The sequence below is a fragment of the Pseudobythopirellula maris genome (assembly GCF_007859945.1).
GTDB lineage: Bacteria > Planctomycetota > Planctomycetia > Pirellulales > Lacipirellulaceae > Pseudobythopirellula > Pseudobythopirellula maris.
Genome location: NZ_SJPQ01000001.1, coordinates 1,824,283 through 1,842,278 on the forward strand (window position 1 = coordinate 1,824,283; position 17,996 = coordinate 1,842,278).

At 67.0% G+C, this 17,996-nt stretch carries 19 protein-coding genes and 1 riboswitch; of the genes, 8 read left to right on the forward strand and 11 right to left on the reverse strand.

Annotation, left to right across the window (positions count from 1 at the left end; translation table 11 throughout):
• The first annotated feature begins 35 nt into the window (after positions 1–35).
• Together Mal64_RS19715 and Mal64_RS06755 are read left to right on the forward strand one after the other, a co-directional pair.
• A complete protein-coding gene (locus Mal64_RS19715; protein ID WP_197525517.1) occupies positions 36–266 on the forward strand; it encodes a hypothetical protein in 231 nt (76 codons plus the stop codon).
• On the forward strand, positions 263–679 hold the full coding sequence (locus tag Mal64_RS06755) for a type II toxin-antitoxin system VapC family toxin (protein WP_197525518.1): 417 nt from the start codon (positions 263–265) through the stop codon (positions 677–679). Before Mal64_RS19715 ends, Mal64_RS06755 begins: the two co-directional genes overlap by 4 nt.
• Before the next feature lies 1 nt (position 680).
• Here Mal64_RS06755 and Mal64_RS06760 read toward each other — a convergent pair whose 3' ends face one another.
• The 4 genes from Mal64_RS06760 to Mal64_RS06775 form a co-directional block, all read right to left on the reverse strand.
• Entirely contained in the window at positions 681–1,598 is a 918-nt protein-coding gene (locus tag Mal64_RS06760; RefSeq protein ID WP_146398302.1) for a PEP-CTERM sorting domain-containing protein, read from the reverse strand.
• A 156-nt stretch (positions 1,599–1,754) separates the two neighbouring features.
• Entirely contained in the window at positions 1,755–2,915 is a 1,161-nt protein-coding gene (locus Mal64_RS06765) for a DNA topoisomerase IV subunit A (protein WP_146398304.1), read from the reverse strand.
• Positions 2,916–3,162: 247 nt separating this feature from the next.
• Positions 3,163–3,933: a DUF6498-containing protein gene (locus tag Mal64_RS06770; RefSeq protein ID WP_146398306.1), complete on the reverse strand. Its 771-nt coding sequence runs from the start codon at positions 3,931–3,933 to the stop codon at positions 3,163–3,165.
• Positions 3,934–3,938: 5 nt separating this feature from the next.
• On the reverse strand, positions 3,939–4,763 hold the full coding sequence (locus Mal64_RS06775) for a DUF6498-containing protein (RefSeq protein WP_197525519.1): 825 nt from the start codon (positions 4,761–4,763) through the stop codon (positions 3,939–3,941).
• Positions 4,734–4,982: riboswitch (cobalamin riboswitch) on the forward strand. It overlaps the preceding gene by 30 nt.
• A gap of 176 nt (positions 4,983–5,158) precedes the next feature.
• Between Mal64_RS06775 and Mal64_RS06780 the strand changes: the two genes are divergently transcribed.
• The 3 genes from Mal64_RS06780 to Mal64_RS06790 are packed head-to-tail and all read left to right on the forward strand — an operon-like array spanning position 5,159 to position 7,843.
• Entirely contained in the window at positions 5,159–6,040 is an 882-nt protein-coding gene (locus Mal64_RS06780) for a DUF1559 family PulG-like putative transporter (protein WP_197525520.1), read from the forward strand.
• Entirely contained in the window at positions 6,033–7,022 is a 990-nt protein-coding gene (locus Mal64_RS06785) for a hypothetical protein (protein WP_146398312.1), read from the forward strand. The genes Mal64_RS06780 and Mal64_RS06785 overlap by 8 nt, the downstream gene beginning before the upstream one ends.
• Complete coding sequence (locus Mal64_RS06790; RefSeq protein WP_146398314.1) at positions 7,022–7,843, forward strand: PEP-CTERM sorting domain-containing protein; 822 nt, start codon at positions 7,022–7,024, stop codon at positions 7,841–7,843. The genes Mal64_RS06785 and Mal64_RS06790 overlap by 1 nt, the downstream gene beginning before the upstream one ends.
• Here the strand turns inward: Mal64_RS06790 and Mal64_RS06795 are convergent.
• Complete coding sequence (locus Mal64_RS06795) at positions 7,827–8,711, reverse strand: hypothetical protein (RefSeq protein ID WP_146398316.1); 885 nt, start codon at positions 8,709–8,711, stop codon at positions 7,827–7,829. The two genes, Mal64_RS06790 and Mal64_RS06795, sit on opposite strands and share 17 nt — an antisense overlap.
• A gap of 178 nt (positions 8,712–8,889) precedes the next feature.
• Between Mal64_RS06795 and Mal64_RS06800 the strand changes: the two genes are divergently transcribed.
• The 3 genes from Mal64_RS06800 to Mal64_RS06810 all read left to right on the forward strand — a co-directional run bounded on the left by Mal64_RS06800 (position 8,890) and on the right by Mal64_RS06810 (position 12,034).
• Complete coding sequence (locus Mal64_RS06800) at positions 8,890–9,774, forward strand: shikimate dehydrogenase family protein (RefSeq protein WP_146398318.1); 885 nt, start codon at positions 8,890–8,892, stop codon at positions 9,772–9,774.
• A 144-nt stretch (positions 9,775–9,918) separates the two neighbouring features.
• Positions 9,919–10,635 carry a dethiobiotin synthase gene (gene bioD / locus Mal64_RS06805; RefSeq protein WP_146398320.1) on the forward strand — a complete coding sequence of 239 codons (717 nt, stop codon included), beginning with the start codon at positions 9,919–9,921 and terminating at the stop codon, positions 10,633–10,635.
• A gap of 91 nt (positions 10,636–10,726) precedes the next feature.
• Positions 10,727–12,034 (forward strand): glycosyltransferase family 87 protein, encoded by a 1,308-nt coding sequence (locus tag Mal64_RS06810; protein ID WP_146398322.1) that lies wholly within the window; start codon positions 10,727–10,729, stop codon positions 12,032–12,034.
• Here Mal64_RS06810 and Mal64_RS19720 read toward each other — a convergent pair.
• The 6 genes from Mal64_RS19720 to glgA all read right to left on the reverse strand — a co-directional run bounded on the left by Mal64_RS19720 (position 12,024) and on the right by glgA (position 17,802).
• Complete coding sequence (locus Mal64_RS19720; protein ID WP_197525521.1) at positions 12,024–12,251, reverse strand: type II toxin-antitoxin system death-on-curing family toxin; 228 nt, start codon at positions 12,249–12,251, stop codon at positions 12,024–12,026. The genes Mal64_RS06810 and Mal64_RS19720 overlap by 11 nt on opposite strands.
• The gene (locus tag Mal64_RS19725; RefSeq protein ID WP_197525522.1) at positions 12,252–12,404 is read right to left on the reverse strand and encodes a hypothetical protein; all 153 of its coding nucleotides are present in this window, start codon (positions 12,402–12,404) and stop codon (positions 12,252–12,254) included.
• Between the two features lie 21 nt (positions 12,405–12,425).
• On the reverse strand, positions 12,426–12,659 hold the full coding sequence (locus tag Mal64_RS06820; RefSeq protein ID WP_146398324.1) for an AbrB/MazE/SpoVT family DNA-binding domain-containing protein: 234 nt from the start codon (positions 12,657–12,659) through the stop codon (positions 12,426–12,428).
• 72 nt (positions 12,660–12,731) lie between these two features.
• On the reverse strand, positions 12,732–14,930 hold the full coding sequence (locus Mal64_RS06825; RefSeq protein ID WP_146398326.1) for an alpha-amylase/4-alpha-glucanotransferase domain-containing protein: 2,199 nt from the start codon (positions 14,928–14,930) through the stop codon (positions 12,732–12,734).
• A 259-nt stretch (positions 14,931–15,189) separates the two neighbouring features.
• Positions 15,190–16,134, reverse strand: coding sequence for a galactose-1-phosphate uridylyltransferase (locus tag Mal64_RS20515; protein ID WP_146398328.1), 945 nt, complete (start codon positions 16,132–16,134; stop codon positions 15,190–15,192).
• Between the two features lie 180 nt (positions 16,135–16,314).
• Entirely contained in the window at positions 16,315–17,802 is a 1,488-nt protein-coding gene (gene glgA / locus Mal64_RS06835; protein WP_146398330.1) for a glycogen synthase GlgA, read from the reverse strand.
• Between the last annotated feature and the right edge of the window lie 194 nt (positions 17,803–17,996).

Below are 17,996 nucleotides of genomic sequence, written 5' to 3' on the forward strand. Positions count from 1 at the left end.
GTCAGTACCGTATGACATCCGTTGAGGACCTCTCTGTGGCGCGTATTGTTCAAGCCCGAGTCGATGACGACACCGACGCCCTCATCCAGGAGCTCAAGCTCCAAACGGGTTGGAACGAGTCGGAACTGGTTCGCAACGGCATCGAGGCGCTCGTTCAGAAGCTGAGGCCCAAGAAACGCCGCCGTATCTCGGGGCTCGGCGCGTACGATTCCGGCGTCACGGACCTCGGCTCCAACAAGAAGCACCTGGAAGGCTTCGGACGGTGAACGCCCTGCTGCTGGACACCGGGGTGATCGTCGCCCTGCTCGATCGGCGCGAAGAGCACCACCGGCAATGCAACGAGCTCGTCATGAGCACCGAGGCGCTGATGATCACGTGCGAAGCGGTTATCACGGAGGCGTGCTTCCTGCTGCGCCGTGTCCCGGGCGCCGCGGACGACGTATTGGACAACGTGGAGCGTGGTGAATTCCAGATCCCCGCTCAACTCACCCCGCGGGTGAAGAGCGTTCGTCGCTTGATGAAAAAGTACGCCGACACGCCGATGGACTTCGCCGACGCCTGCCTGGTGGACCTCGCCAACGAGGCGGGCACGGGGCGCATCCTCACGCTCGACCGCGACTTCCAGGTCTACCGCTGGGGCCGCAATCGCGCGTTCGAGTTGCTGGTTGATCTGGAGTGAATCATATACTCCGGCGACGATTTGCGAAAAAGCAAGCGCCAGCCATCGCCAACAGGGCCAACGCCCCCGGCTCGGGCACGCCGAAGGTGGGCGTGGCCAAAAAGCCGTAGGAGTATCTACCCGGAGACACGAAGTTCGTTTGGCTGTACTCAACCACGACCTGAATCTCGGGACTGGGGTCGGCGTATTGCTGGGCCCACGGCTCTCCCGGTCGGGGAGCACCGATACCCACGCCGAACATAGAATCCGACAACCCCTCGGCTAGCAAGCGCGAGAAAACGACTTCTGCGCCACCGCTCCCGGCACTTGAGAGCGAGACGCTCACGCTGTTGTCGTAGAGGCCTATATTGATGCTAGAATAAGCTCCTTCGAGCGGCACATACGACGGGTCGTCTGCTGGATCAATCGGCGGCTCTTGCGCCTGTGTGAAGTAGATGACGATCCCGCTTGGAGGAAGATTTCGGGCGTATTGCGTTAGGTGCGGAAACACCGGCGCAGGAGACAAATGGCCTGCCGAGTCGATCCTGACAGTCCGGGGATAGTAGCTCGTTCTGACCCCAAACTCGTCCGCCGGCCCCAGCATCGGTGGGGCGAAGACCGTCACGCCGCCCGTCTCGGGGTCGTAGTCGAACTCCGGCCCTCCGCGGTACTCGGCCGCCGCCTTGGTCGACAGCACGGGGTCGATGAACTTGAGGTCTTGGTAGTCGGGGTCGTCGGCCTGGCTCTGCGGAGCCGTCGGCAAATCGGGCAACGTGATGATGAGGTCACTCAAGGAGACGGTGGTCGTCTCCGCCGCCGGCAGGCCGGTGAGCGCCCCGGTCATCGCGCTCTGCAAGCCGGCGTGAGCCGATTGCAACGGCGCGAGTGCTAGCAGGGCTCCCGAGAACAGAACCCGCAAAGAAAAAGGGGTGCGCAGCATCGTCACGTCTCACGACTGGTTTGGCCCCCCAGTCAGTGTGCATGATGGAGTTTATCGACTGCGGTAGATCTGCGACTTGAGCGGATTGATGCGCCAAGCCGTCCCCTTACTCCGTGCGGGGCTCAGGCGCGGCGGTTGGCGACGCTCTTACAGCACTCAGTCGAGCCAGTCCTGCGCCTCGAGCCGTTCCGGCACGTAGACCTCCGTCACGTAGCTGATGTCCTTAGAAATCAGCGATTCGACTTCCAGCTTGAAGTCGTTGGTGAGCATCCGCTTGATCTCGGTCTGCCACTTCGGCTTTTTCTCAAACCACGGGTACTTGGCGATCTGCTTGGCGCGTTTGCGGTCGCTGTCGGTCAGCGCGATCTTGACGCTCTCGCTCAGGTCGCAGCGGTCGTAGTCGATGCTCCTGAGGCCCAGGTACTTGGCCTCGGGGATCGCCATCCGCTGCGACTCGAACGCCAGGTTGATCGAGCCCTGCTTCAGCACGCTGTAGATGTAGTACCCCCACGGGTCGTTATCCAAGACGCAGTAGATCGGCAGCTTCAACTCGTTGTGCATGCGGTGCAGCAGCCGCCGCACGCCGCGCGGCGGCTGGCCGGCGCCGTGCGTCAGGATGCAGTTGTGCTTCTCCCAGAAGCGGTCCTCGTTGAACCGTTGCCAGACCGTTCCTTTTTCGACGTGCAGGATGAAGTCGGCGTCGCACTTCTTGCGGTCGAGCTCGATCACCTCGGGTTCCACAATGGAGGGGATCGCGTAGCCGCCCGAGCCCATCCGGCGGCAGTCGATCGTGTCGCCGCGGTCGGTGAGCGTGATGGCGCCGACCATCGCGCCGCGGTTCTCGGCGTAGAGGTGCAACTCCTCGCGGATGCTCGAGAGCAGCACCTCGACGTCCTCGATGATCGTGTCGCACTCGCCCTGTTCGTCGAAGGTGTTCTCCTTCGTGTTCTCGATCGTGTGCTTGAGCATGTAGTAGAGACCCCGCAAGCTCGTGGTCTTGCCCTGGTCGAGCAGCCGCTTCGTGCCGCTGGCGACGAGCATCGTGCGCATGTACGCCTTGGCCTGCGAGAGATCGAAGAGCTGGCGGCGGTTCTTGCCGCTGCCCATCTCGATGATCCGCTTGCGGGCCGAGTAGCGTACGTTCGACAGCGTGCGGCTGGGGATGTCGACGTACGGGTCGCGGCGCTTGTTGGCGGCGTTCACCACGCCGTCGGCCAAGCCGACGAGGCTCTGCATGGTACGCTTGTCGCGCGGTGTGAGCTGGGCCTTCTTCTTGGGGAGGACGGCCTTCTTCTTGACGGGGCGTTTCTTCGCCATGGGCGGGGGGGTCAGTGGTGAGAGGTCGGAGGTCAGACTGCTGCTGGAAACCGCCTAGATTACCCCGCCGGCCGCTTTGCGGCGAGCGGGGCCAATGGCCTCTGTAGGGAACGCCCTCCGCGGCGTTCCGGCCCTGAGTACACACTTGCCATTGCAAGGTTGGGCTCCGCCACGGCTTGTCTGGGCCGGGCGCCAGCTCACCTGCCGGGGCCGGAACGCCGCGGAGGGCGTTCCCTACAGAGAGTCGCTACGCGTTGGGGTCCGGCTCGGCGAGTGGGGATTCCGCCTTCGCGTGCTCCCGCAGGTGGAGCTTCAAGTCGAGCAGAGTTTTGCCCGCAACCAGGATCACTAGCAGCACGATCGGCGAACCGAGCAACACCGTGGCGAATGCCCCCAGCACGATCGCCATGTGCAAAGCGACCACCCGGCCGTAGGGCTGCGCCATCAGGTCGGGGGGCGTCGTGCGGCGGTACTCGCCACGGCCCAGGTAGTTTGTGAAGAACGAGTAGAGGTGGCTGGAGGCCAACGCGGCGAACGCCAGCAACAGCCAACCGCTCAGCACGGTCGCCCCTGCGGCGCCAAGCCCGAAGAAGCGCGGCCCCGCGTTGCCGAACCCACTATCGGCCAGCCCCCCGGGGCCGAGAAGCACGAACACAAACACGCCGTGCACTAAGCAGAAAATGCCGTAGTGCATGGTGAAAAAAGGAACGAAGAACAGCTTGGCCGCCGTCCACTGACCAGCCGCTGGCTCGCCAAACGTGTCGCGCATCGCGTTTCGCATCTGCGGGTTCTTCACCTCGCCCACAAGGCCGGGGTCGGGCGAACAGGTGATGATCTTCAGCACGTTCACCACGCCAATTACAACGTTCTCGAGCCAGTAGAGCAGCACGATCTCGAACGTGCTCCAGCCGAACAGCAGCACGCCCAAGAGCGGCAAAGCGTTGGCGGCTAAGAGCGGCCATACCGACGGGCGTTTTAAGACATCGGCGGTGAGTAAATCCCCCAGGATCTTCGGCATGGCGTTCATCGCGGTTGAGTGCCCGTGACGGCAAGCACGTCGCCTTCGCGGTGCGACGCCAGATGCAAAGCAAGGTCCAACAACGTTTTGCCGACCACCATCACGACCAGCACGTAGACAGGCGAGCCGAGCTTCATCGCAATCACGCCGCCGACGAGGATAGCGATGTGGAGCACGATGATCCGCCCGTACGGCTTGAACATCTGTGCCTTGACTCCGGTGCGGCGGAACTCGCCACGGCCGATGAAGTTGGTGAAGAAGGAGACGAGGTGGCTCATCGCCAACAGGGCAATCGACACAAGCTGCCAGGCGGAGACCTCGTCTTGTAAGGTGTGGGCCAGTTCGCCGAAGACGCCTTCGAGTTTCTGACCGGACGACTCATCCGCGAGGAGTTGCCCCCTCTCGCCCAGCAGGGAGATCAAGAACAGCCCGTGTCCCACGCAAAAGAAGCCGTAGTGGAAAACGAAAAAAGGGATGCAAAACAGCTTGGCCAAGGTGCTCGCAATCGGCCGGCCGGGCGGCCAGAGGACCGCCAGCTTCAGCACATTGACGACGCCGATCACGACGTTCTCGAGCCAGTAGAGCAGCACCACGTCGAACGTGCGCCAACCGAACAGCAGCACGCCCAAGAGTGGCAGCAGGTTCGCCGCCAAGAGCGTCCAGACCGAGGCGCGGCGGAAAGTCTCGTAGTCGACATTCTCGCTCAGTAGTTTCATCACTCTGTTATGCCGACTTTCAACGGGTTCCGCAATTTGCCTTGGCGATGCTTTACACCAGCTCGCCCCGTCGCTAGGATCGTCACCAGTTAATCGTGCGTTGGTGGTCGGCAAGCCCCGTGGGCCTGCCGACGAAACAGGGAACTCCGGTGTGATTCCGGGACGGCCCCGCCGCTGTATCCGAGTATGGGCGTCTAATAACGCCGCCGTCAGACCACTCTTTTCGCCATTGTCGTTGGCTTTCCTCCCCTTGGGAGTGACGCCGATACGACGAGAAGGCCGGTCTGCCGCTCTCTCGGGAGTCAGAAGACCTACCAACGCGTGGCATGCGGCTCGTCTGCGAGGGACAGACGCCGCGTCGTGAGTCGTTGCGCCCGTTGGGGGAAACCCCCGTGCGCCACGCGAGAACCGTTCCGGCTACCCCACTCTCCCCGGCAGTCCCGTTGTGCTCGGCCCTTGCGCCGAGCGTGCGCGACGGCTGCGGCTGTGCGGCGACGCCACCACTCCCGATGGCGACCTCCCTCTCCACCAAGCATCGCTCCGCCGCAAGGCGGGCGGCCGAACGCGCAGCCGGCTTCACGCTGGTTGAGGTGCTGGTGGTCGTGGCGATCATCGGCGTGCTGATCGCTTTGCTGCTGCCAGCGGTGCAGGCGGCTCGTGAGTCGGCCCGCCGCGTCCACTGCACGAACAACCTCAAGCAGATCGGGCTCGCCATCGCGTTGCACGCCGACCGCCAAGAGGAATTGCCGGTCGGCTGCGAGGGCTGCCGGCGGTCGCCCACCCGGCTGGCGTCTTGGAACACGCGGCTGCTGCCATTTCTTGAACGCACCGAACTGGCCGACCGCTACGACACTTCACAAGCCGCCTACAGCGCGGCGAACCGGCCGGTGATCACCACCGCCGTGGCCGAGTTCCTCTGCCCCAGCACGCCGGGCGGCAAGCTCCGCGACGAGTCGTTCGCCTGGCGCGAGGCGGCCTACACCGACTACGGCGGCCTGTACGGCGTCGAGGGCCTGGGCCACGACAAGCCGCCCGGAGAGCCCGGGCCGCAAACGCTCGCCGCGCCGTACCTCGGCGCGATGCTCTACGAAGAGCCGACCGCCCTGCGCGAGGTGACCGACGGGGCGTCGCACACCGTGGCCGTGGCCGAGTCGCTGCTGCGGCGTGTGGCCGAGATGGTGTGGGCCAACGGCCAGAACCTGTTCGCCCAAGAGAAATCGACGCCGATCAACTCGGCCTCAGAACTCGGCGGCGACTTGGGCGGCCCCCACCCGGGCGGCGCGCTCGCCGCCTTTGTCGACGGCCACGTGGCGTGGCTGCCCAACGACACCGAGCAACTCGTGCTCAACGCCCTGCTCACCCGCGCCGGAGGCGAAGCGATCCATGAATAGCACCCACTACACCCTCGCACTGCTATTGCTGGTCGCGACACGGATAGTGCTGGCCGCGACACGGAGCGCTGCGGCGGGGCCGATCGCCTCGTTCGACGACATCGAGTTCTGGATCGGCGAGGGGCCCAGCCGGGCGGCGATCGCCCTCGACTGGGACGGCCAGTCGGAGACCGACAACGCGCTGGTGTGGGGATACCGCTGGTCGGGGACCAAGCAGCTGAGCGAGGCGCTGCTCGAGGTCGTTGCGGCCGACGAGCGGTTGTTCGCCCGCGTGGGCCAAGAGGGGATCTTTGGGCTGGCGCTCTACGGCATGGGATACGACGCCAATGGCGACGGCCAGTTTGCGATCGACGATGGCTCGCAGTTCGATTCTAGCGGCGTGCTCTCGAGCGAGCGGCCGATGGACAACATCGAAATCGTGCCGCCCGTCCTGTCGATCGACCCGGCGGACCGGTACGTCGAGGGTTGGTTCCAAGGGTTTTGGCACCACGGCGCAGCGCCCGCCTCGGCGTCGGCCGATCCGCATTGGCCCGCCCCCACCGAGTTCTCGCCCGGCATTGGGCTGGGCCACCGCACGCTCCAGGACGGAGGCTGGGAGAGCTTGGCCTTCACCCGTGGCGAGGAGGGCGTCGCGCTCGAAAACTCGGATCCTGTTTACGCCTTCGCCCCGCTGGCGGCCGAGCCGCCGCCGCTCGTGGGCGACTACAACCGCGACGGCCATGTCGACGCCGCCGACTTCACCGTGTGGCGCGACGCGCTCGACCAGCCGGTCGCCGCGCCCGGCGACGGCGCCGACGGCGACCGCGACGGCTTTGTCGACGCCGACGACTACGGCGTGTGGGTTGCGCACTTCGGCGACTCGCGGCTCGCGATGTCCCACGCTTCGGCCCACGCGCTGTCCGCCGCGACGCCCGAACCATCGAGCGCTGCGATCTTGATCACCGCTTATTGTTTCTTACCACCACTGAGGAGACGCTACTGATGAAATTAACCGCCATGCTCGCCCTGACGGCCCTCGCGATGGGCCTCGCCACGCCCGCCCGCGCCGCCGACCCATGGGCCGACGCCGTCGTCGATTTCGACCTCGGCACGGGGGGTGCGGCCGGCTTCGACGACCCGGCGGCGACGCTCGGCTCGCCCACGCACACCACCGCCCCCGCCAGCCCGTACGGCGGGCCCGTCACGCCGTTCAACGCCCCTTACGGTGAAGGCGAGATGCTGTCGATCGGCGAGGGGGGCTGGCTGACCGTCCGCTTCGACGAGCCGGTTACCAACCACGCGATGAACCCTTACGGAATCGACCTGCTGCTGTTCGGCAACTCGTTCATGCTCCTGAGCGGCTTCCCCGCCGACGCGACGACCACGGCGAGCGGATTTGGCGGCGAGGGGGGAATCGTCGAACTGAGCGCCGACGGCTCCGTGTGGGTCGAGGCGACCGGCGTCGAAGCCGACGGCCTTTACCCGACGCTCGGCTACCGCGACATCACGGATCCGTTCCCCACAACGGCTCTTGTGCCGAGCGACTTCACACGGCCGGTCGATCCGTCGATCGCGGCCGCCGACTTCAACGGGCTCACCACGGCCCAGATCGTTGCGCTGTACGACGGCTCGGGCGGCGGCGCCGGCGTCGACATCGGCGCCTACGGCCTGAGCGAGATCAGCTACGTGCGGGTGAGCAACCCGGTCGGGTCGGGCGCAACGCCGGAGATCGACGGCTTTGCCGACGTGCGTCCTGCTCCCGAGCCCGCGGCGCTGGCTCTCGTCGTGCTGGGCGCGGCGGGCTGGATCAGCCGACGACGTTGATGTGCATCTTGAGGACGCGTGGCGACGCGTCGCCTGTCTGATCGGGGGGCGGTGGTTCCGCAAGGGAATCGCCGCCCCCTTTTTGTTCGGGGCCTGCCGGCTGGGCCTCGTCGAAGTCCAAGACGCGTCGTCCCCGCTCGCGGACGCCGAGCAGCCAGGCGGCGAGGAACACGGTCTGCCCTGCAAAATATAGCAGCGGCACGCGCCAGCCATTGGTGGGGGCGCTGATAACGAGGCCGCAACCCAACACCAGCACGGCGATCATGCCGACCATCGCCAGCAGCGCGACCAGCGGGTTGCGGAGGCGCAGAGCCAGCGCCAAGCAAAGCGGCGGCATGGCGGCCTCGGTGGCGATCACGCTCAACAGTTCTAGGTCACCAAGAACGATGCCGAATACATTGCGTGAGGCCAAGGAGGCGCCGACCGCCGTGAGGGTCGTCACGACCAACACGCCGGCGATCGAGAACTGCCGAGGCGGCGCCATCCGCCGCCGCCGCGATCCGCTTCCGAGTACCCACCTCACGGCCACGCAGCCCAAGAACGCCAGTGCGAAGTCGGCGCCGAGCCACGTGCCGTAAAGGGCGACAAAGTCCCCCTCGTGCAACGCGATGGTCAGCACGGTCAGTGCGACGACGCCGACCGCGGCAAGAGTGAACCGAACGAGGGCGCCGCGGCGCCGCGAGCTGGCCCACACGGCGAGCAGCCCGACCTGCGCCACCAGCGGGCCGGTGTAGACGGTTCGGTCGTCGGTCTCCGCGTTGAGTCCCAAGACGACCAGCACCAGGTCGAGAGCCACCGTCGCCGCCAGCAGGAACGGGGTGAGCGGCCGACGGCCAAGTCGTTCGGGAAGCGTTCGCCGGCTCGCCATAGGGTCGGATTCTCGTGAACGGTGGGTCGGACGACGCGGGGGGCAAAGCCACCCCACGGCCCCTATTCTACCAAGCGGCGGCGACTCGGCAGCGTTTGGCCACACAAGCGTTGCGTGATGGGCCTCACGGAGTCAAACTAAAGTCATACGACCGTTACCGCCCTCACACCGACGACACGTGTCTAGCTCCTCCCTTCTCGATAAGTGCTGCCTAATCAGCCCCTCGGTGAGCGGCGACCCGACCCATTTCATGATCCAGCGGACCTTCGAGGCCGAGGGCCTCGATTGGCGGTTCGTCTCTTTTGAGGTCGCTCCCGAACGCCTGGCCGAGGCCCTGCGCGGCGCCGACGCGCTCGGGTTCCGCGGCGTCAAGCTGCTCGACCCGTACCGCCAGGCCGCCGCCGCGATGGCCGCCGAGGGGTCGCTCGGCCCGATCGGCCTGTCGGAGCGGGCCGCCCAAACCGGCTTTGTGACCGGTTTCTCCCGCCCGAGTCTCGACGCCCCGCTCAGCGGCGACGACCTCTCGGGCCCCGCCCTGGTCGAGACCCTCGCGCCGCTCGGCCCGCTGCGCGGCAAGCGCGTCGCGTTGCTCGGCGCGTCGGGGCCGGCCGCCTCGCTCGCCGTCTCGCTCGTCGAGTCCGGAGTCGCCGAGCTGCTCGTGGCCGACCCCGACAACGAGGCCGCCACGCAGTTCGTCGAACGCATCACGGCTGGCGCCGCCGGCGAAACGGCCGTTTCGCCGATCGACTGGCAAGGCGCGTGGCTCGAGCTGCCTGACGGCCTCGACATGGTCGTCGCCTCGGCCTGCTGGCCCCGGCACGAAGATGGCCGCGTGGCCAAGGCGGTGGCCGCCGAATTGAACGAACGGATGGTCGTGGCCGACCTGCGGGTCGGTTCGTCGCGCTCGCCGCTCTTGAGGGCCGCCGCCGAGCGCGGCGCCACGGGCGTCGAGGGCCTGCAGGTGCTCGTTCGCGAGTCGGCCCTCTCGCTCCAGGCCTGGACCGGCCAGCCGATCAACCCCACGGTCCTCAGCGAAGCGGCCGAAGAGTTCCTCGGCGTCTGATCCGATCCGGCGGGTTTGAGTTGCTAGGCGCTAGTTGCTGGGCGCTAGTTCCAAGTGTTAGCTACTAACTCAAACGGCGATAACGACCTTTTTCCTAGCGCCTAGTGACTCTGAAGCTAACTCCACGCCTCATTGAATCGACACATGCACGGACTCTTTATCACCGGCGTTGGAACCGAGGTCGGCAAGACGCACGTCGCGACGCTCATCGCCCAGCAGCTCGCCCAGAGCGGCGTGCGCGTGGGTGTCTACAAGCCGGTCGCCAGTGGCTGTCGTAAGACAGATGACGGCCTGGTGGCCGACGACGCCGTCGCGCTCTGGCAAGCGGCGGGCAAGCCGCTCACGCTCGACGCGGTCTGCCCGCAACGTTTCGCCGCGCCGCTCTCGCCCCACCGGGCGGCTTGGGCTGAAGAGACGCGGGTCGACAGCGAGTTGCTGCGCAGCGGCGTCGACGCGTGGCGCGACGCCTGCGACGTGCTGGTCGTCGAGGGCGCCGGCGGGCTGCTATCGCCACTCTCGGACGACGACTACAACGCCGACCTAGCCGCCGACCTCGGCTTTCCGTTGGTCGTTGTCGCCGCCAATCGGTTGGGGGTGATCAACGACACGCTGCAGACCGTGCTCACGGCGCACGCCTACGCGGCCGCCAATCGGATCGACACCGATCTGCGTCTGGCGGGCGTGGTGCTCAACGACATCGCCTCCGACGGCGGCCCCCCAGGGGACGAGAGCACCGCGTCGAACCTGGAGGACCTCGAGGAGCGCTGCCCGGCGCCGATTTTGGCGCACTCTCGTTGGAACGGCGGCTTCGATCGCCGGGTCGATTGGGTTGCGCTGGCGGGGCAGGCTCAAGAAGGCTGAAAAAAGTGGGTCGCGAGGGTTCCTCCCCACGGGGCCCCAAGAATACTGGCAGGTCCCTCGCCCGCCCGCCTTGCTTCGCCCGCCTCTTTCAATGCCCGCCCCCTTCGCGCCGCTGCTCGCGATCGCCCTGCCCGAATCGCTCCGCTCGGAGCACGTGCTGTGGGTGCTCGCTTTGCCCGTGCTCGCCGCGATCGTCGTCGCCACGCTGTGGCGCAGCCGGCTCTCGGAGGCGGGGCGTGCGTGGAGCAAGCGGCTGACGGTCGCGACGATCGTCGCCTTCACGCTGCTCAACCTGGCGATCTTCGCCCACATCAACCTGAAGCCGCGCGACTGGGACTACAAATATTTCTGGCTCTGGGGCGCCGCCGCCGCCGAGGGAACGAACCCATACGATCGCGAGAACCTGCTGCGTATCGCCGAGCCCTTGGGCCTGAGCCAAGAGCTCATCGACGAGCTGGCGTGTTACTACCCGCCGCCGTCGCTGCTGCAGTTCTGGCCGTTTGGCTACTTGCCGTTCCGCGCGGCGCTGCTGGCGTGGAACGTGACGATGCTCGCGGGCATGCTGCTCGCCTTGTGGCTGCTGTGCGACACGTTCGCCAGCGGCAGGCGTCGCGACCTGGCGCCCGCGCTGCTGGCCGTGGCGCTGGCGTTCTGGCCCTCGTCGGCGACCGTCGCCTTCTCGCAACAGAACTATTGGATCCTCGTCACGCTGCTGCTGTTCTGGCGGTCGCGCGGGCGGCCGATCGGCGGGTTCTGGCTGGCGGTGGGCGTGGCGTTTAAGCCCCTCACCCTCTTGGTGCTGCTCCACCCGCTGCTCCACGGCCGCTGGAAGTCGCTGCTCGCCGCGGCCGGCGGCATGGCGCTGCTGACCCTGGCGGCCGTCGTCGTGCTCGGCCCCGAGGTCTTCGCCCAGTTCCTCGAGCGCGAGGGGATCAGCGCTCAGTACCGCATCACGCAGGGCGTGAACCAGTCGCTCCCCGGCACGTTGCTCCGCTGGCAAATGGGGGCGACGGCCGAGGGCGCCGACCTGCTTTTCCAATCGCCTTGGATCGTGGCCACGATGACCCTGGTCGGCGCCGCCACGGCGTGGGTCGTGTGGCGTTCGCGCGGCGCCGGCGAGCCGTTTGCCCTCGGCGCCCTGCTAGCGATGACGCTGCTCGTCTACCCCGGCACACTATCGCACTACGCGGTCCACCTGCTGCCGGCGATGGCGCTCTTGCTCGTTGGCTTGGGCTGCGAGAACGAATCGGTCGAGCGTGGCCCTAAGACCGCGGCCGCCGCGCTGATCGCCGCCCTCGCCTTCGCGGCGTTTAAGGCGACCTTCTTCTCGACGCTCATTGTCTGGCTGGCGATGTGCTACGAGGCCCGCCGGCTGGAGCGCCCATCGCTCAAGGCTTAGCGCCTTGAGCACGACTGCGGAAGAATTCGGCGATCACCGGCTTCTCGGCGGCGCCGGTGGCGACCCGGAGGGTGAGTTCAACCACCCCCTCTTCGTCGGCTTCAATCTGAACGCCGTTGAGCGTAAGAAAGACGATCGCCGAAGCAGAGCCGATACGTTTGTTGCCATCCAGGAAGGGGTGGTTCTGCACCAGATGGTAGAGGTACGCGGCGGCCATCTAGAAGAGATCGGCGTGCAAGTAGGCGCCGGCGTACATTGCCTCGGGCATGGCGATCGCCGACTGCAAGAGCCCGACATCACGCCCCCCCTCCGAGCCGCCGTAATGCTCGATTAGGCTGTGGTGCAGCCGCATGACTCGGTCGCGATTCAAGAAATCCGGTGTTTCCACGGGTCACTCGGCAAGCTTTTTCATCGCGTTGCCAAACCGCTCGTGGACCATTTCGACCGCCTCATCAAATAACTTGTCATCCTCACCCACCCGCTCATCGGCGGGGGTGATGATAAGCGACTTGCCGTCGCAGGCGATTTGCAACGGGGTGTCGGCGGTTGCGCGGATCGACTCGAGGTACGCCGGGTCGATCACGATCGCGAGGCCGTCGCCGTGGGGGACGAGATTGGTGGTCATAAGAATGGCTCCTGGGGGATGAGCCCATTGTAGACGCCCGGGTTCGCGCCGGGCTGCGCGAAATGGCCCGCCTCACACCGAGGCCATCTCGCCGGCGTGCTCGGCCGCGCGGCGTTCGGCGAGCGACGTGTCGACCACCATCCGCATCTTCGTGCTCCAGCGGCCCTGGGCGTCGGCCTGGATCCACCAGTGCGGCTGCACCACGACCGATTGGTGGACGAGCTCGAAGCCCGCCTCGCTCTGGCTCACGGTGGCGATCGGGTAGGTCCACACGCTGGTCGGCTGCTCAAACCGCAGCGACACGTCGAGGCCGAGCCAGTCGTCGAACAGGCCGATCGCGTGGGCGTCGTGCAGGTCGAGCTTCGAGCCGAGCTCGCCGAACGACTCGCCGCCGTCCTCGGGACGCACGCCGTTGTGGAAGAAGCGGCCCTCGGCGCCCGAGGGCATGCCGGCGATGTTGAACTCCGAAGAGAAGTGGATCGGCCGGTCGTCGGGCAAGCCCTCGACGACGTAGGCGATCTCCAACTCCGAGCCGCCCGCCTCGAGCGTGACGCCCTTGATGATCCGCACCGGCACGCCGTCGACGTGGCCGTCGCGGGTCATCTGCAGCTGCATGCGGCCGGTGTTGCGGCGCAGGCGGGCCTCGTAGTGGCCCGAGACGAAGTCGCCCTGCTCGCGGGCCTCTCCCATGCTCACCGCCTCGAGCGACGCGTCGCAGTCGTAGAAGTGGTCGACCATGCTCTTGCGCGTCGTGTCGTCGTACTGCAGGTGCTCGTCGAGCCCCTCCTGCTTGAAGACCACGCGGTCGTGGATGCTGGCAACCTCGCTGTTGTCCGACGGGCCGGCGAGCACCTTGCGGTGGTAGGCCTCTTTGCGGCGGGCGAGCGTGGCGAGCAGGTTGTGGCGGATCGCGCGGGCGTCGAGCTCGTAGAGCCGGCCGCCGTCGCTCGGCGCCGCCAGCGCCACCAGCCGGTTCGACGCGAGCCGCACTTCCTGGCGCCCGTCGAGGTTGTAGTCGGCCGAGTCGAGCTCGACCCACTCCTCTTGGCCCGGATCGAGCCCGCGGCCCTCGTGGCGGTCGAGCAGGTTGTCGGCCGAGATCAGCTTGTCGTAAATCGCGTTGCGGAGGTGGGGCAGGTAGACACCGCCGAAGGCGCCGTGCCAGTAGCTGCAATTGCACTGGCCGCGGTAGAGCTCGGTCTGGGCCTCGTCGACGAGGTCGCCCGAGGCGCCCGCCGCGCGGGCCTCGACCAGGCGCCGGCTGACCATTTGCATGCGGGCGTACATCTCGCCGGTCTCGGGGTAGCGGACCTTGAAGTTGCGCCAGAACCCGCCGCGGCAGAACGGCTTGATCGCGTCGAACTCGTTCGCCTCTTCCAGGTGGTGCTTGGCGTCTTCGAACAAGATCTGCTGCTCGGCGGGCAACGCCCACTCGGTCATCTCGCGGTAGCTCCCCTCGGGGATGTAGAGCTTGCCGAGCGGCGCCACGTGGTCGATCGCCTCGCTCGGCGTGGTGACGTAGAGCCAGTCGCTGTTCTGCTCCAACGCCTCGAAGAAGCGGTGCAGCCAGCCGTTGTCGTACACGTGCTCCTTGGTGTCGGGCCAGGTGCCGAACTTCTCGCCGTCGTCGCCGAACAGCACCACCGCGCCGGGGGCCCGCTCGGCCACGCCGCGCAGGTAGTCGATCGTCTCGTGCGGCTCGGCGAACGGGATCTTGTAGCGCAGCGGCTCGCTGCCGGGGAAGACGGAGAGCATCTGGCCGTCCTCCTCCGTGACGAAGTAGCCGTGCAGCTGCTCCTCGGTCCAGCCGGCGTTCTTGAAGTGGAAGTCGTCGAGGATCGTGTACTCGATCCCCGCCTCGGCGATGTCGCTCGTGAGCGACTGTTCCCAAACACGCTCGGGCATCCACATGCCGCGGATCGTCGCCCCCAGCCGGTTGGAGAGCCACTCGCTGTAGCTGGCGATCTGCCCCACGCGGTCGCGCGGCGGGATCATCGTCAAGATCGGCTCGTAGTAGGCGCCGCCGAGGATCTCGATGCGACCCTCGCTCACCAGCCGGGCCAAGCGGTGCAGGTACTCAGGATGTTTCTCGGCGAGCCACTCCATGAGCGAGCCGCTCGTGTGCAAGCCGATCCGCACGTTGTGGAACCGCTCGAACACGTCGAGAAACGGCAGGTAGCTGTCTTGGTACGACTGCTCAAACACGCCGTCGAAATTACCGATCGGCTGGTGGTTGTGCAGGACAAGGACCAGGCGGAGGGGTTGGCTCATGGCGGGGGGAGGGTCTTCGGTGTTCGCCGGGGTGGGTAATGCCTGGTCGCGGAGTGGCTTCTTTAGGAGCGCCGGGAAAGCCCTATCCTAATGAACTCTTACGCCATCCGTCCACGCGTTGGGGGCGTCCTATTCGGAAGAACCGCGACAAGCCGAACGGCTCAAGCGGCGCCACCGCCCGCGACAACGCAGGGGACGCAGTCTCTCGATTCGGCGCAAACTACCACGCCACTTGCGGGGGATCATCCGCAATCAAAATTCAGAACCGCTCGGCAAGCCGCGCCGCCGCTGCCTCCGGCATGACCGTGCTGAGGTTCTCGCCGGTGGCCAGCTCGTAGCCGGCCAGGGTGTTGAGGCGCGGCAAGATCTCGACGCGGCAGTGCCACGCCGCCCGGTCGACCCCCGCCGCCGGCGCCACGTGCGCGATCAGGTTCCACGCCGCGCCGCCGGTCTCGGCGTCGATGGCGGCCACGGTGCGGCGTAGCACGGCGGCGAACGCCGCGGACGCTCGCGCGCTGGTCGCCAGACGATCGAGTCCGGGTTCGTGCTCGCTTGGCAAGATCCAGGTTTCCATCGGTTGCCGCGGCGCAGGGGGACAGACCACGGCCCAGCCCTCCGCGGCGGCGACCCACCGCTCGCCGCTCTGGCGTTCGCGTTCGAGCCAGCCGCACCAGGCGCAGCCGCCCGTCGCGGTGAGTTGGCTCTCGGCGTGGTCCCACTCGCGGCGGATCGCCTGCGGCGCCTCGGGGCGCGAGATCAGCTGGCTGTGGGCGTGCTCGAGCGACGCGCCGGCGCGCGGGCCCTCGTTCTTGAACAGCAGCTGGTACCCCCCCGCGGCGCAGCGCTCACGCCAATAGGCGAGTCGCTCGGCCCACAGCCGCACGACGGCCGCCAGTTCGGTCTCGTCGAGATCGAGCAACCGGGCGCGGTGCGAACGCGATTCGATAACGACCTCGTGGTCGCCGTCGGGCGGCGTGTACGCCGGGAAGCGGTTCGGCACGACGCGGGCGAGCCAGCGGCCGTCGGCGCCGAGCGCCTCGGCGGTGGAGGCGGGCGTTTGCGACTCGTTCCCCGCGCAGAACGGGCAGCCGGAACCGCCACCGTCGTCGTTCTGAGCGTCGTCGAACTGATTCGGCCGTTTGGCGCGCGCCTCGGCGATCCGCACACGGCGTCCGGTCAGCGGGTCGTCGAGCCATGCGTCCATGCAAAAGGTCCTGTCGTCGCCGCGCGATCGGCGCCCCAAGCAAAAGGGCGGTAGCCGACGACCCGTGGTCGTCGGACGGCGCGCCGAACCAACCGTGGCGCAGCCGAGGAATGTAATTCCTCGGCTATCGCCTCTCCGATGGCAAGAGGGACCCGTGGGACGAGGGGCCGCCAACCGGGGTCACGCCAGGGTGGTTTGCCGCGCTCGGGCGCGGGTTTGCTCGTAGAGCTCGACGTAGCGTTGGGCGCTGCGGCCCCACGACCAGTCTTGCCGCATGCCGGTCGTGACCAGCTGCTCCCAAAGTTCCGGCACGTGGTAGGCCCGGCAGGCGCGGTCGACGGTCATCGACAGGGCGTAGGCCGAGGCGTCGGCGAACGAGTAGCCGTTGGCCGAGTGGTCGGCGATCGAGCGCTCCGTGGCGTTCGTGATCGTGTCGGCCAGGCCGCCCGTCTCGCGGACGATCGGCACGGCGCCGTACTTGAGGCTGTACAGCTGATTGAGCCCGCACGGTTCGTAGCGGCTCGGCATGAGGAACATGTCGGCCCCCGCCTCGATGCGGTGGGCCAGCTCGTTCGAGAAGCCGAGCCTCACGGCGATCCGCTCCGGGTACTGCGCCGCCAAACGCTCGAGCAGGTCGTGGTAGTGACGGTCGCCCGATCCCAAGAGCACCCACTGCGCGTCGACCTGTTCGGCCCAACGCGGCAGGATCTCGGCGATCATGTCAAAGCCCTTCTGGTCGGCGAGACGGCCGACGCTCGCCAAGAGCGGCGTGTCGGGGTTGAGCGGCAGACCCATCTCCTCCTGCAACGCCCGCTTGCAGACGGCCTTGCCCTCTTTGTAATTGTCGACCGTGTACTGCTGGGCGATGTGCGGGTCGTGCTCCGGGCTCCAGACCGAGTAGTCGGCGCCGTTGAGCACGCCGAACAGCTCGTTGCTGCGGTGGCTCAGCACGCCCTCCAGGCCGCAGCTCATCGGCGGCGACTGGATCTCCTGGGCGTAGCGCGGGCTCACGGTGCTCAGCGTGTCGGCGAACACGAGGCCCGACTTCAGGAAGTTCAGCTGCCCGTAGAACTCGAGCTGCTCCCAGTTGAAGTGCTGCCAGCCGAGGCCGGTGAGCTCCATGTCCCAGTGCCAGAAACTCCCCTGGTACGCCATGTTGTGGATCGTCAGCAACGTGGCGATGTTGTCGTACGTCGGGTCCTCGGCGTACACGGTCTTGAGGTACGCCGGGAGCATGCCGGTCTGCCAATCGTGGCAGTGCAGCACGTCCGGCTTCAGGTCGAGCCGCTCGACGGCGTCGAGCACCGCGCGGTTGAAGAACACGAACCGCTCGCAGTTGTCGCGGTAGTCCTCGTCGTTGTTGCGGTAGAGCTCGTCGCGGTTGAAGTAGTGGTGCTGCTCGATCAGGTAGACCGGCACGTCGGAACCGGGGAGCCGGCTCTCGAGGTACTCGCCCGCCACCATACGGTTGCCGATCGGGACCTCGAAGCGCACACCGGTCGGGTTGATCGGCTGGCCCGACTCGAGCGCGTGGCGGAAACCGGGCAGGATGACCGTGGGGTTCATGCCGAGCTGGGCGAGGGCGATCGGCAGGGCGCCGCACACGTCGCCCAGGCCGCCCGTCTTGCAAAACGGCACGGCTTCGGTCGTCGCAAAAAGGATATTCACAGCATCTGCCGGGCGGCTGGCGGGAGTGGGAGGACGAACGCGAGCGGAGTCCCCCTCACGAGAGGAGGTCCTCAGGTTATCACAATCGGCGTAATTCAGGAAGTTTGTGCAGACCTTCCCGGGGCGCCCGCCCCTTCGCCGCACCTCCAGGCCGACCCAGCCGACGCAACCCCGACAATCGCGCCCGTGGCCGC